The 14151-nt window shown below is 40.7% G+C and carries 15 protein-coding genes; 10 read left to right on the top strand and 5 right to left on the bottom strand.

The features are described from left to right. Positions 1 to 257: 257 nt before the first annotated feature. Positions 258 to 572 carry a transcriptional regulator BolA gene (bolA, locus tag OCU78_RS03475; RefSeq protein ID WP_137375003.1) on the bottom strand — a complete coding sequence of 105 codons (315 nt, stop codon included), beginning with the start codon at positions 570 to 572 and terminating at the stop codon, positions 258 to 260. Positions 573 to 746: 174 nt separating this feature from the next. Between bolA and OCU78_RS03470 the strand changes: the two genes are divergently transcribed. From OCU78_RS03470 to OCU78_RS03435, 8 genes are all read left to right on the top strand, one after another. Further along, positions 747 to 1898 (top strand): methyltransferase, encoded by a 1152-nt coding sequence (locus OCU78_RS03470; RefSeq protein ID WP_137374892.1) that lies wholly within the window; start codon positions 747 to 749, stop codon positions 1896 to 1898. Between the two features lie 68 nt (positions 1899 to 1966). Continuing rightward, positions 1967 to 2536, top strand: coding sequence for a YajG family lipoprotein (locus OCU78_RS03465; protein ID WP_137374893.1), 570 nt, complete (start codon positions 1967 to 1969; stop codon positions 2534 to 2536). Beyond that, positions 2536 to 3084, top strand: coding sequence for a peptidylprolyl isomerase (locus OCU78_RS03460; protein WP_137374894.1), 549 nt, complete (start codon positions 2536 to 2538; stop codon positions 3082 to 3084). The genes OCU78_RS03465 and OCU78_RS03460 overlap by 1 nt, the downstream gene beginning before the upstream one ends. Positions 3085 to 3141: 57 nt before the next feature. Continuing rightward, positions 3142 to 4500 carry an AmpG family muropeptide MFS transporter gene (locus OCU78_RS03455; protein ID WP_137374895.1) on the top strand — a complete coding sequence of 453 codons (1359 nt, stop codon included), beginning with the start codon at positions 3142 to 3144 and terminating at the stop codon, positions 4498 to 4500. Positions 4501 to 5055: 555 nt separating this feature from the next. Next, positions 5056 to 5847: a nucleoside-specific channel-forming Tsx family protein gene (locus OCU78_RS03450; protein ID WP_137374896.1), complete on the top strand. Its 792-nt coding sequence runs from the start codon at positions 5056 to 5058 to the stop codon at positions 5845 to 5847. A 110-nt stretch (positions 5848 to 5957) separates the two neighbouring features. Next, positions 5958 to 6851: a 2-dehydropantoate 2-reductase gene (gene panE, locus OCU78_RS03445; protein WP_137374897.1), complete on the top strand. Its 894-nt coding sequence runs from the start codon at positions 5958 to 5960 to the stop codon at positions 6849 to 6851. Between the two features lie 66 nt (positions 6852 to 6917). Continuing rightward, complete coding sequence (gene csdA, locus OCU78_RS03440; protein WP_137374898.1) at positions 6918 to 8129, top strand: cysteine desulfurase CsdA; 1212 nt, start codon at positions 6918 to 6920, stop codon at positions 8127 to 8129. A gap of 121 nt (positions 8130 to 8250) precedes the next feature. Then, positions 8251 to 8847: a LysE/ArgO family amino acid transporter gene (locus OCU78_RS03435; RefSeq protein WP_137374899.1), complete on the top strand. Its 597-nt coding sequence runs from the start codon at positions 8251 to 8253 to the stop codon at positions 8845 to 8847. A gap of 62 nt (positions 8848 to 8909) precedes the next feature. On the opposite strand, the gene csdE is transcribed toward OCU78_RS03435, so the two are convergent. The 4 genes from csdE to OCU78_RS03415 all read right to left on the bottom strand — a co-directional run bounded on the left by csdE (position 8910) and on the right by OCU78_RS03415 (position 12079). Continuing rightward, entirely contained in the window at positions 8910 to 9356 is a 447-nt protein-coding gene (gene csdE, locus OCU78_RS03430) for a cysteine desulfurase sulfur acceptor subunit CsdE (protein WP_137374900.1), read from the bottom strand. Positions 9357 to 9509: 153 nt separating this feature from the next. Then, a complete protein-coding gene (gene tcdA, locus OCU78_RS03425; RefSeq protein WP_137374901.1) occupies positions 9510 to 10316 on the bottom strand; it encodes a tRNA cyclic N6-threonylcarbamoyladenosine(37) synthase TcdA in 807 nt (268 codons plus the stop codon). Positions 10317 to 10407: 91 nt separating this feature from the next. Further along, positions 10408 to 11520 (bottom strand): murein transglycosylase A, encoded by a 1113-nt coding sequence (gene mltA / locus OCU78_RS03420; protein WP_137375004.1) that lies wholly within the window; start codon positions 11518 to 11520, stop codon positions 10408 to 10410. An 82-nt stretch (positions 11521 to 11602) separates the two neighbouring features. Then, positions 11603 to 12079 (bottom strand): DUF2850 domain-containing protein, encoded by a 477-nt coding sequence (locus tag OCU78_RS03415; RefSeq protein WP_137374902.1) that lies wholly within the window; start codon positions 12077 to 12079, stop codon positions 11603 to 11605. A 161-nt stretch (positions 12080 to 12240) separates the two neighbouring features. Between OCU78_RS03415 and argA the strand changes: the two genes are divergently transcribed. Further along, positions 12241 to 13578, top strand: coding sequence for an amino-acid N-acetyltransferase (argA, locus tag OCU78_RS03410; RefSeq protein WP_137374903.1), 1338 nt, complete (start codon positions 12241 to 12243; stop codon positions 13576 to 13578). Positions 13579 to 13891: 313 nt separating this feature from the next. Next, complete coding sequence (locus OCU78_RS03405; RefSeq protein WP_137374904.1) at positions 13892 to 14074, top strand: hypothetical protein; 183 nt, start codon at positions 13892 to 13894, stop codon at positions 14072 to 14074. Positions 14075 to 14151 lie beyond the last annotated feature (77 nt).

Raw genomic sequence — 14151 nt, 5'->3', positions numbered from 1 at the left:
TTGAATGTCTATATTTTTGACATACCGCACAGATGAACCAGTCATATAACCTGTTTTAAATACGGAGTTTAACACTCTGTCACAACTTGAAATTTACACACACTTGTTGAAACACTGTTAATAAAAACATTACTCATTGTAGGTATTTGTAATGTTCATTATCTCGACATAAACAGGCTAAATATGTTGCATTATTATCGATAGAAAACTAAAAAAGGCGGCTAAGCCACCTTTTTTATTCAAACACTTTTTACAATTTATTCAGCTTTGCTTCCGCCCATGCACATTGGGCTATCAGGCACACTGCTGAACTGCTTCTGCCATTCATCTTTAGTATAAGTATGAATAGATAGTGCATGAATATTATTAGCCAGCTCTTCAGATAATGCTTTATTCACAGCCCTATGGCGACCAATCAAGCGCAACCCTTCAAAAACATCACTCACTACAACGACCTTAAAATGACTTTCAGAACCAGCCGGAACATTGTGCATATAACTTTCATTCACAACGTTTAAATGCGTTGGATCAAATTCATTGTGCAGTTTTGTCTCAATAATTTCTTGGATCATCATGATTCCTTTATTGCGCTCTCATATTGTTTATACATCCAGTATAAACCTAAACATGCAACCTGTCTGACAAAATATTCCAGAGAGAGTGCGGTTACCTCCAGTTTTTTCTATCTTGTTGAAACAGCATTTGAGACAATATCTTTGTTATTTCTCATATAAGTATCCCAAAGAATGAAAACTGAATTTACTTTTAACAGCAGAACGCTGGCTTTACACCGCTTTCCAAAGCGTTCAAATGAAACGCTTCAAGCTTGGGATGCTGGAGACGAATACATAATTCAACATGTAGAAGAGCTAAATCTAGAGCCAGGCAAACACATTTTGATTATGAATGATCACTTTGGTGCTCTTTCAGCTTGGTTCTCTGAAAAACATGATGTCACCATGATGAGCGACTCGTTTATTTCTCAGCGTGGTGCACTTAAAAACCTACAACGAAATCAATGTAACCGCGTGACTTTCCTTAATACCATGGAAGAGATTCCACATGGTATTGATTTAGTACTCATGCAGTTACCTAAAACAAACCGACACCTAATTTGGCAGTTGAGTCAGCTTCGTAAAGCCCTACCTGAAACTTGCCCAATTATTGGTGTTAATAAAGTGAAAGAGATCCATACGTCTACGCTGAATCTTTTTGAAAAATATTTAGGTGCAACTACTACTTCTTTAGCTAAGAAGAAGCATCGCCTGATTTTCTCTTCTGCAAACTGCCAACCTATCCATGATGTTGATCCATACAATGAGTGGGAAGTAGATGGAGAAAGCATAAAACTAAAGAATTTACCGAATGTCTATTCAGGTGAAAGCCTAGATCAAGGCGCTCGTTACATGCTTGAACATATCCCTCAAGATCCGGAGCTTCGCCACATTATTGATTTAGGGTGTGGTAATGGTGTACTCAGTGTCAAAGCTGGGCAATTAAACCCTCAGGCTCGAATTACTTGTGTTGATGAAAGCTTCATGGCTGTCGAGTCTGCTCGCCAGAATGTCATTGATAATTTGGGAGAAGAAGGCAATTTCCAGTTTATCGCAAACAACTGTTTAGACGGCTTCAAGAAAAACAGTACCTACTTAGTAATGTGTAACCCTCCATTCCACCAGCAACAAGCAATTACAGATCACATTGCATGGCAAATGTTCTGTGATGCAAAGCATGTTCTTAGTAATGGAGGCAAATTAATTGTTATTGGGAACCGACACCTCGGATACGATGTGAAATTAGCTCGTCTATTTGGTGAAGCAAATGTCGAGACTCTCGAATTGAACCAGAAGTTTGAGATTTTACAAGCGACTAGAGAACCTGCTAACTTTAATAAATAGCATTGAAGACTGAATCAAAGAATGATCACAAATACCATTTGTAATGCGTATTTTAAAAGGATAGAAGAATGAAAAAACTAGTTTTGGCTGCATCACTTGTTGTTCTTACGGCTTGCTCTGCACCTCAAAAAGAGCAAATTAGCGTCATCCCGACAGCGTCGTTGAGTACAAGTAACCTAGTAGAGAATAAGACTTACACACTTTCCAGCAAAGATGTACGTGCTGCTCAGTATGTGGCTTTAGTGGATAGCGGCCGTTCAAACATTGAACCTATCCATGCTCAGCAAAATATGCGTATTACTTTAGAAAATGCAATTGCTCAGCAGTTTGAATCACAAGGTTATCGCGCTAGTGTAAATAGTGAAAACTCAGTTGTACTAGAAATTCAAGAAGCACTGGTAACAGTAAAGCACACCATTATGGAGAACCAAATGGATGGTAAAGTGACTTTAGAAGTAACCGCTGAAACGCCTCAAGGTAAACTAGTAAAAACCTTCAAAGGCACGGCTGTTCGCACAGGTACATTAAGTGCTTCAAACGACGATATTTCAATGGTACTAAATGATGTCATTAATCTTGTTTTAGCTGATATCTCGAATGACCAAGAACTACAAAATTACATGAAGGAGCGCTTCTAATGCTTCGTCTAGTATCAACTATTGCTCTACTTGCATTCAGTGCCGCTTCTTGGGCGGGTCCAAAAGTTTCAGTAGAAACTACATTGGGTAATTTCACAATCGACCTTAATCAAGAGAAAGCACCGATTTCCGTAGCTAACTTTTTGACTTACGTTGAAGATGGTAGCTACGTAGGCAGCCAATTTCACCGAGTTATTCCTGGCTTCATGGCACAAGGTGGTGGCTTTGATAAAGATATGAACCGCCTACCAACTAATGCGCCCATCAAAAATGAAGGCTACAACGGATTAAGAAACGAACCCGCTACGCTTGCTATGGCTCGCACTAATAATCCAGACTCAGCAACTCGTCAGTTTTTCATCAACTATTCTGACAATGGCTTTTTGAATGCTGAACAGTCTCCTCCTGGTTATGCTGTATTTGGCAAAGTAGTTGAAGGGTTTGATGTTGTTGAAAAGATGGCCATGATTCCAACAAAACGAATTGGCAGAATGTCAGACATTCCAGTAGACCCAATCGTCATTACAAAAGTAACCCTTCTTAAGTAAACGCTTCCAACGCCCTTAACATCCGTCAAGGGCGTTTTTCTTCGCAAGGACGTTTTTATGTCATCAGGTTCGTCATCCCTATCGTGGATGCAAACTTTCCGTAGCTATCTTGATAAGCGACTGCTTTGGGTATTCATGCTGGGCTGCTCGAGCGGCTTCCCTTGGGTTCTCATTGGTTCCAATATGTCTGGCTGGTTGAAAGATGCGGGGTTAACTCGAACTGCTATTGGTTATTTCGGCAGTGTCTTTGCTGTCTACGCCATTAACTTTTTATGGGCACCACTGGTTGATCGAGTAAAATTGCCAGTATTACATGCCATTTTAGGTCAAAGGCGCAGTTGGATATTTTTCTGCCAAAGCTTCGTACTTGTATGTACTTTTTTTATCGCAGGCGTTAACCCAGCCAATGACCTTGTGCTTACATCAATGCTTGCCTTAGGCGTTGCCATTGCTTCAGCAACACAAGACATTGCAATTGATGCTTATCGTATCGACAGTTTCCCTAAATCTGAGCCGTCTAAACTCCCTCAAGCTTCTGCTATGGCGGTTATTGGTTGGTGGACTGGCTATTCACTCCCTGGTTACCTTGCATTTATTAATGCTGACTCTATTGGTTGGAATGGTGTTTATTACGGCATGGCAGGTGTTGTTGCTCTATTAATGCTGTTTACCTTACTTGTCGGTGAACCTAAAACTAAGCGTGAAGAACTTCAAGCTCAAGCTCAACAACGACACAATCAGGTTGTAGGTTCTAAAGTTCTAGCTTGGTTTACAGTTACGGTTATTGAACCTTTCTATGATTTCTTTAAGCGTAATGGTGTTCAAGTTGCTATCACTCTATTGCTATTTGTTTTCCTATTTAAGATAGGTGAAGCCTTCTTAGGAAGAATGTCGATCACTTTCTATAAAGAAATTGGCTTTAGCAATGAACAAATCGGTCATTACTCAAAATTGATTGGTTGGGGGGCAACTATATTCTTTACGTTATTAGGTAGCGTCTTCAACGTGAAATTTGGCATTGTACGCGGCTTGATGATTGGTGGTGTTGCAATGGCAGGTAGTAATTTGATGTTTGCTTGGATAGCTCAAGCAGGTCCAAGTGAGACCTTGTTCTTAGCAACAATAATTGTCGATAACTTTACCACTGCATTTTCAACGGTTGCTTTCGTTTCCTTTTTAACACTTCTGACAGGACAAGCCTTCTCGGCAACTCAATACGCCCTACTTGCTTCCTTGGGTAACTTTGGACGGACGACGTTAGCATCATTTAGTGGAGAGCTTGTTGATTACCTTAATGACTGGTCAACCTTCTTCATCTTAACGGCATTAATGGTTGTTCCTAGTTTGATCATGCTTTATTCATTACGACACTTCTTCTCGAAGTTGCTCGATGACGCTCGTAACCAAAAAGACTAACTAAATAGCATAATCGATAACTACGTTTGTCGATTATGCTGCCTTTCTGTAGCCTACTTTCAACTCTCCACCCTGAATTTATCATCGAGTTGAGGTTTAATAATTTTATGCCCTCAATGAAAGATCTCACATTGTCTCGATAAACTTTTCACAATCTTCCATCCATACCCAGCTATTACTCTTAACTTCACATTTTGATATTAAAAAAGTTCAATAAATGGCAGCCCCAAAAGCCAACAACTAGACTCTGTTGTTTACGTAAGATGCATCACAAAAACTGATCAAATCGTTTGCTTTGAATATAAAACAATCAATGAAACGATAAAATAACCAGACTTCACACGTTCAATAGAAATAAGGGTGCATCAGAATTCATATGCATTTAAAAGTTCCGCCATTTCGATCATTAGTGTGATGAGTGTCACCATAATAATTTTAATTTGCACTCTTTCTCACTTTTAATTGAGAACAAAATCGCTATCATGCTCGGCATTCGGACAAAATCAAACACGCATGGATAGCGGGTTACTTACTTTAAATATAGAGAGTTCCATTATGCGCAAATCACTTTTAGCTCTTGGCCTAATTGCAGCAACATCTGCACCAGTTATGGCTGCTGACTACTCAGACGGCGACATCCACAAAAACGATTACAAGTGGGTGCAATTCAACCTTATGGCTGCAGTTGATGAACTTCCAGGTGAATCTTCACATGATTACCTAGAAATGGAATTTGGCGGTCGCTCTGGAGCTTTCGATCTTTACGGTTACGTTGACGTGTTCAACCTAACTTCAGATCCAGGCAGTGACAAAGATGGTGCTGAGAAAATCTTCATGAAGTTCGCACCTCGTATGTCTCTTGACGCAGTAACAGGTAAAGATCTTTCTTTCGGTCCAGTACAAGAGCTATACGTTTCTACTCTTATGGAATGGGGCGGCAACTCTGGTGTTAACACTCAAAAAGTTGGTCTTGGTTCTGACGTAATGGTTCCTTGGTTAGGCAAAATTGGCCTAAACTTCTACGGTACTTACGATTCAAATAAGAAAGACTGGAACGGTTTCCAAGTATCAACTAACTGGTTCAAACCTTTCTACTTCTTCGAGAACGGTTCATTCATTTCTTACCAAGGTTACATCGATTACCAATTTGGCATGGAAGATGACTTTGCAGCGCTAAACACCTCAAATGGTGGTGCTATGTTTAACGGTATCTACTGGCACTCAGATCGCTACTCAGTAGGTTACGGTCTTAAAGGCTACAAAGACGTTTACGGTCTTAAAGACGATGGTCTAGCTGGTAAAACTACTGGCTTCGGTCACTACTTCGCAGTTACTTACAAGTTCTAATAGAACTGATAAGAAAACTTCCTAAATGGCACCCTCGGGTGCCATTTTTATTGCTTTCATTTTTTACCTCGTTATTCTTAAGTTCCAAAGCATTTCTCTAAGGTATCCCTATGAATATTGGTATCGTCGGTCCTGGCGCTATTGGTTCTTTATGGGCAATAAAACTTTCTCAAGCTGGGCATAATATCGCGCTATATAGCCGAAAAACAAACTCAGAGCTGTCTATCACATTAGATCAGCAGCCTCCTGTCGTATTCACGAATAATAATCACCAATTGCTAAGTCATTGTGATCTCATCATCGTCACAGTCAAAGCATGGCAAGTAGAGAGTGCTATCACTCCCCTTCTCGCAACCCTGCATCGTGATACCATTTTAATGTTCATGCATAACGGCATGGGAGCAGTTGATTCGCTCTCCAATGATATTCATCACTTTCCTATTGTATTAGCGACCACAACCCAGGCAGCGTTTAAACCAAGCCCTGAAAGTGTGCTTCATACAGGTCAAGGCTCCACCCAATTAGGGAGTTATAATGCATTGGGTGATCAGTGTTCTTTCCTTTGTGATGTATTGAATCATGCATTGCCTGAAGTAAAATGGAATCAGTCCATTCAGGAAGCCTTATGGCAAAAGCTCGCCATTAACTGCGCTATCAATCCATTAACGGGTCTGAATCAAATAAAAAATGGGCAACTGGCAGAAGCTAAATATCAAGAAGAGTTACAGCCGCTTATTACAGAGTTAGAATCAGTCATGACTGCTGAAGGTATTCCAACAAGTAAGCGTGAATTACAAGAAACGATCAATCATGTTATCCATGCTACTGCTCAAAATAACTCTTCAATGAAACAAGATATGCTTTATCATCGCCCGACTGAAATAGACTTCATTACTGGTTATCTACTAACTACGGCTGCCAAGCATAATATTGATGTTCCCGCGAACTTAGCTTTGTACCACCGCGTTAAGCAAGCCGAGCAGCATTACGAAAAAGCCAAATAGTATTTACAAAGCGTTTTTCAGCACCATATCTGCATTAATAAAAGAACCATACATTTAGGTAACCCCATGTTTGACATCCATAATATTCGAGCTCAATTTCCCGCTCTTAACCAAAAAATTAATGAGCAATCATTGGTTTACCTAGACAGCGCAGCCACTACTCAAAAACCCCAAGTCGTCATTGATGCCATCAGCCAGTATTACTCAAAACAAAATGCCAATGTTCATAGAGGTAGCCACAGTTTAACGGCACAAGCCACCAGCCAATTTGAAGCCGCTCGCGACAATGTTGCTGAATACCTTGGGGCAAGTTCGAGTAAAGAAATCATTTGGACAAGAGGAGCAACTGAAGCTCTGAATCTTATCGCTCAAACTTATGCGAGAAGCACTCTAAAAGAGGGCGATGAAATACTGGTCAGCGAAATGGAACATCACGCTAACATCGTTCCTTGGCAAATCGTGGCAGAGCAAACGGGTGCTAAGGTTGTGAAACTACCAGTGGATGACAACTGCCTGCTAGACTTTGCTGAATTCGAGAAACGGTTAAGCCATAAAACGAAAATAGTGGCGGTTGCCCATATTACCAACGTGACCGGTACTCGGTTACCCGTTGAGAGCATCATCAAGAAAGCCCATCAAGTTGGTGCTATTGTCGTTGTCGATGGCGCGCAAGGCATCGTTCATGAAACGCTTAATGTTCATGAATTAAACGCCGACTTTTACGTATTCTCAGGTCATAAACTATATGCTCCAGCAGGTATTGGCGTACTTTACGGAAAGCTAGAGCTATTGGATTCAATGCCGCCTTGGCATGGTGGTGGCAAGATGGTGGAACGCGTGTCTTTCGAAGGAACCACTTACTCTGAACTGCCAGGAAAATTTGAAGCCGGAACTCCCAACGTTGCAGGCGCAATTGCTTTAGATACGGCAATTGGGTGGTTAAATCAGTTTGACCAGCAATCTGTGGAAGCTCACATCCATCACCTGCAAAATAAAACTTATGCAGCTTTATCCAAGATTGATGATATTAAGGTGCTCGGCTACCAAGAAAAGGCAAGTGTGATTACCTTTGTGATGGATGGAGTACATCACCAAGATATTGCAACACTTCTAGATCAGCAAGGCATTGCGGTTAGGGCTGGTCACCACTGTGCTCATCCACTTATGGATAAGCTGAATGTGACCGGAACCGTAAGAATTTCGTTTGGAATCTATAACACTGAAGATGATGTGAATAAGCTCATTTCTGCAATAGAGAAAGCCGTCGATATGCTTTAAGGATAAATGTCCATACAAGGTTCGAACTTCGATCTATTCTCGATGGCTGAACAAACAATGATCGCGATAGCAAATAGCAAATAGCAAATAGCAAATAATTTATCAAAGGCAGTAACGGATTATGCTGGCGTACTTTTCAGGTTTTACATTAGGCCTATCACTCATTTTAGCGATAGGCTCACAAAATGCCTTTGTATTAAAGCAGGGCATAAAAAGGCACCACATTTTTTTAATCTGCCTGATCTGTGCATTGTCTGATGCTATTTTAATTTCGCTTGGGGTGGCAGGGTTTGGCTCGATTGTCACCCAATACCCAAACATTGAAGTATTCGCTCGATATGGTGGGGCGGCATTCCTTGCTGTTTACGCATTTATGAGCTTTCGATCTGCAGTTACTGTTTCTCACGCGATAGGAAACGAACAAGTAGAACAGGCATCAGCTATGAAAACGGCAATGATTTGTTTGGCTTTTACTTGGTTAAACCCACATGTGTACTTAGATACCGTCGTTTTACTCGGCTCTATATCCACTCAATACCAAGGGCAACAGCTGAACTTTGCATTAGGGGCGATCACAGGGTCATTCGTGTTTTTTTTCAGCTTAGGTTATGGAGCAAGATTACTCGCTCCATTATTCTCAAAGCCTAAAGCGTGGAAGGTTCTAGAGTTTTTTGTAGGATGCATGATGACATTTATCGCTCTATCTTTACTGATATAGCGATGTATTGAAGTTGTGTCAGAATGATTTTATTTACAGATAAGGCTGTTCTACGATGAAACCTAAACAGCGGAGCCTTTAATCTGCTCAATGCTTTTGATTTGTGCAATGATGGCTTTTAGCCCATTACCACGAGATGGGCTCAAGTGAGTAATTAAACCTAACTTTTCAAAGTAACCATCAATATCGAACGCTTGTATTTCATGAGCCGTTCGTCCATCAAACGCAGCCATAACCAAAGCAATTAAGCCTCGTACGATTCGGGCATCTGAATCTGCGCAGAAGAACCATTGCTCACCGATTTTTTGGCTGACTAACCAAACTTTGCTTTCACATCCAGCAACCTTGACTTGCTCGCTTTTTAAATCTTCAGGCATTACAGGAAGCTTTTTTCCCCACTGTATTACTTGGCGATATCTATCTTCCCACCCAGAAAAAGACTGCATTTTTTCTGCTATATCTTGATGAGTAATTTCAGTGCCAAAAGGCGATACTGGGAATTGAGTCATTGTTTTATCCAATCAAACGAAATATCTAATGTAACGAAGAGGCAAGTGGCATTTCTTATTCAAATCAATCAAGTATTCATATCAAAAATAGAAATAAAACATCACCTTTAGAAGACCACATCTTAAAAGCTATTCATTAAATACAAACAAACTTTAGCTGTGCTTCTGAACAATTCTTTCAACAATACGAGAAACTGCAACAAACCCGAATGAAGCCGTCACTACGGTTGCTGCACCAAAACCAGTCGCGCAGTCCATACGTTTGGGACCTTCAGCCGTCGCTTTTGCGGCGCAAACACTGCCATCAGCTTGAGGGTATTTCAATTGTTCGGTAGAAAATACGCAATCAATACCAAATTTACGCTGTGGATTTTTCGGAAAGTTATGGTGACGGCGTAAAGTATCCTTCAGCTTTTTCGCTAAAGGGTCTTGAATGGTTTTTGTTAAATCTGCAATTTTGATCTGTGTTGGATCAACTTGACCACCAGCTCCGCCAGTCGTAATCACCTTGATTTTATTACTGCGGCAGTAAGCAAGCAAAGAAGCTTTTGCCTTCATGCTATCAATCGCATCCAGTACATAATCAAAGTCTTTAGACAGATACTCAGCTTGGTTATCAGGACCAATAAAGTCATCAATTAAGTTGACCTTACATTCAGGGTTAATCAGCTTAACGCGCTCTGCCATTACTTCAATTTTACTTTTACCAACAGTGCCCGACATAGCGTGTATTTGACGGTTAATATTCGTCACACATACGTCATCCATATCGATCAACGTTAGCTCGCCTAAACCAGTACGAGCCAATGCTTCAACCGCCCATGAACCCACACCACCAATACCAATTACACAGACATGTGCAGCTCGTAAAATGTCCACTTCACTATTACCGTATAAACGTCGTGTACCGCCAAAACGTTGGTCGTAATTTTCTGAAGCTGGAGTGGTTAATTCACGCATGTTGCCGCCAATTTTATTCGATGGAAAAAGAAAGAGTGCGTTTTATACGCACTCTTGGTTTAAAAGTCTAGGTTAAGCATAGGACCTTTTACTATTCAGCTTTCTCTGGAGGCATTGCCCAAGGTGCTTCAGTCGCACTGCCATTTAAACCCAGCTTCCAAACGCGACCAAAATGTTTGTAGTGACCGGCTTCTGTCCCAGCTCTAGGTCCCATCCCGTGGTACAAATCTAGGTGATTCTGCTTTACAGCTCCGCCTGTATCTAACACAAGTAGCAAACGAAGTTGATGTGCACCACTCCATGTACCATCAGCATTCAACAGTGGCACTTCAGCCAATACTGGCGTCCCCATCGGAAGTATAGAGCGATCACCCGCTACCGCCGCCATTGGCAATAGAGGAATTCCCGCACTGCCCATTACTGAAAGATCGTCTTTTGACTGGAAAAAGACAAAAGATGGGTTTTGCTCTAGTAGTTCTTTTACAACTTCCGGTTCATTCGCGAGCACCCACTCTTTAATTGCTTTCAAAGACATTTTCTCACGAGGTACGAGTCCTCTTTCAATCAAGACTCTTCCGATACTGACGTATGCCTTATTGTTTTTACCTGCGTAAGCGAAATATTTAAGCGTATCGTCGTCTCCAAAATGAACGAAACCACTGCCTTGTACTTCCATCATAAATGGGTCAATACGATTGGCAGCATAACCTAACTCTAAACCCTGCCCTTCTAAAGCACCGTCATAAATTTCAGCGCGAGTTGGGCATTCTTTATTACATTCAGGGAGAGAGTAAACAGGGAATCGATATTCAGCGTCTGGTTCATGACGCAGTTCAATAACAGGAGAGAAATAACCGGTGAACAGCACATTACCTTTATCATCACCACCACCAAACTGAGCTGCTTCTACGCCATAATTTGCAAGTTCGATAGGGTCTCCACTTTGCAATGCCCATGCTTCTAGCTGCTGGTACAGTGGTTGGAAGATGTTTGCCATTGAAGGAGATTTATTGACTACCATTTCCGCTTGCTTTGAAAATGCGGTGTAGTCTCTTGGAACACCAGATTCGACTTGCTCAACTTTATTTAAAGTTTGAGGAAACTCGCCATCTAAATACTGTTGAGCGCGTTCGGTAGGTTGTGCACAGCCAAAAAGAAAAGAAACCGCTATGGCTGGAAAAAGTTTTTTAATCACAAGAGTTATCCTAAAATTTCTATCCTTTGAGGATGACAAAATACCTTGGATAACACAATCTTAGTTTGTAAGACTTTACGATAAGTTAACCTTATCTCAGTGCATTATTCTCGCTGCCTTCTAGCTTAAATAATGGGTTGTAATAACCATCCGATTCTAAAATCATCTCAGTATTTTCAGCATTAATCATTCTAAAACGATACGTTTTATCGCCAGCATTATATTCAAAGTGGTTGCCATCAAATTTAAAATCTGTGGCTACAATTGAACCAGAAACTGACACACCTCGCTCACTTAGTACGAATTCATCTTTTGCATAATGAGCCACTTTTTGCTCAACCCAAGTACCATAAATCACATTCTTAGGAATGTCTGATTGATTCATTCGAGTGATGACGTCCACAAATAAAGCGGCAACCGCAATCGTCCCTACTAAAGCCAGTAGCATTAAGCTTCTCTCTAGCAGTTTTCGCTTGAATGCTGATTTAGCTTGCGCTTGCTTATTCGCTTCATCATATAAGCTTTTGGTTACTTCATTTATCTTATTTTTTTTCACTGATACTGACATGTCATGCACTGAGTAGAACGTTCCGTCGATATTCTACACGTAGTTAAAATACAGAATAAAGTATGTTTTGATAACTTTGCACTTTATTCCAAAAAACAGCTTGTCATAAATTAATTATAAATGCTAAATTTAAGAATAGATATGCAATATGGATTTTAACTGTGAAAATTAGAAGTACTGCGCTAGTAAAAGGGTTTCGACAGTCCACCCCCTATGTCAATGCTCACCGAGGTAAAACCATGGTCATCATGCTTGGTGGCGAGGCCTTTGCAGATAAAAACTTCGGCAACATTATCAATGATATTGCCCTACTTCATAGTTTAGGCGTTAAGATTGTCTTGGTTCACGGCGCTCGCCCTCAGATAAATCAGATCCTAGAAAAGCAAGACTGCCATACTCCTTATCACAATAACATTCGTGTTACTGATGAGCATGCATTAGGGTTAGTTATGCAAGCTGCAGGTCAGCTACAATTAGCCATCACCGCTCGCCTCTCAATGAGCCTAAACAACACACCAATGGCAGGAACTCAACTGAATGTCATGAGTGGTAACTTTGTCACGGCTCAGCCACTAGGAATCGATGATGGCACAGACTACTGTCATAGCGGGCGAATTCGTAGAATAGATATCGAAAGCATTAACCGAACATTAAGCCAAGGTTCCATTGTTTTACTCGGTCCTATTGCCAGCTCAGTCACTGGTGAAAGCTTTAATTTGCTCTCGGAAGAAGTCGCAACCCAAGTCGCCATTCGCCTTAAAGCCGACAAACTGATTGGCTTTTGTTCAGAACAAGGTGTGATAGGTGAGAATGGCAACGCAATTGCCGAGCTATTTCCGAAAGACGCCCTTCATATTTTAGAAGAACTCACCACAACTCAAAATCCAACAGAAGACCAGAGTTCGGGTACTTTACGTTTTTTGAAAGCCGCCGTATCCGCTTGTCGAGCTGGTGTACCTCGATGCCATTTAATCAGCTACAAAGTGGATGGCGCGTTAATACAAGAGCTATTCTCATTAGATGGGATTGGAACACAAATCGTGATGGCCAGTGCCGAGCAAGTACGCCAGGCGCAAATTGATGACATAGGAGGGATCTTCGATTTAATTCGTCCTCTTGAAGATCAAGGTATCCTCGTCCGTCGCTCTCGTGAACAACTCGAGCAAGAGATACATCGTTTCACTATCATAGAGAAAGATGGGCTAATTATTGGCTGCGCTGCACTCTATGCTTACCCGACAGACCATATGGCAGAAATGGCTTGTGTGGCAATTCACCCAGACTATCGTGATGGTAACCGTGGGCTGCTGCTGCTTGATTATATGAAACATCAATCCAAATCTAATGATATTGACCAAATATTTGTTCTTACCACTCACAGCCTTCATTGGTTCAGAGAACAAGGCTTTTATGAAATAGGAGTGGATGAATTGCCAATGGAAAAACAAGGTTTGTACAATTTTCAAAGGAAATCAAAAATCTTAGCTTTAAACGTCTAGATAGTTTCAATACTTATGTATTGTTACTCGTGAAATACCATGAAAATAAAGTAAACACTCTAAGTCTCACTTGTAAGACACTTTTGTATTCAATGTAATCGTTTACGGCTTGTTTTTTATAAATTATGCACTTTCATTCACAAGCAAGTTTGTATAGAATTTACTCGTTTTTGAGGGTGCTCCCTCATAATTGGAAAAGACAACTCAAAAAGAAGTTGTTACTGCACGGATTGCTAAAAACATTAACTCACTGTTTTCAAGATGTAGTAGTGAAGGCTAGCGTTAATAACTATAAGCAAAAAGAGCAAATTTTATGAGAACCATTATTTGTAATTCGCTGCAAAGCTTTTGGGATATGGCTGATAACCAGTTTTTAGAAGGCTTAGATGTCCACTGTGTTTTTCCAGCCAGTGAGAACCTAAAAGAGTTTATTTTAAACTGTCAAAATCAGTACAAAATAAACCACATATCATTTACACGAGCACTTACGGGTTAACTAACCTAAGCAAATGCTCGAGTGAGTAACCAGGGATGGTTACTTAGCTATATGTTACTTAGCTATATTTGCCCCAG

It is taken from the genome of Vibrio gallaecicus, from assembly GCF_024347495.1.
Classification (GTDB): Bacteria; Pseudomonadota; Gammaproteobacteria; order Enterobacterales; family Vibrionaceae; genus Vibrio; species Vibrio gallaecicus.
This window is presented reverse-complemented; position numbering and strand designations above follow the sequence as displayed.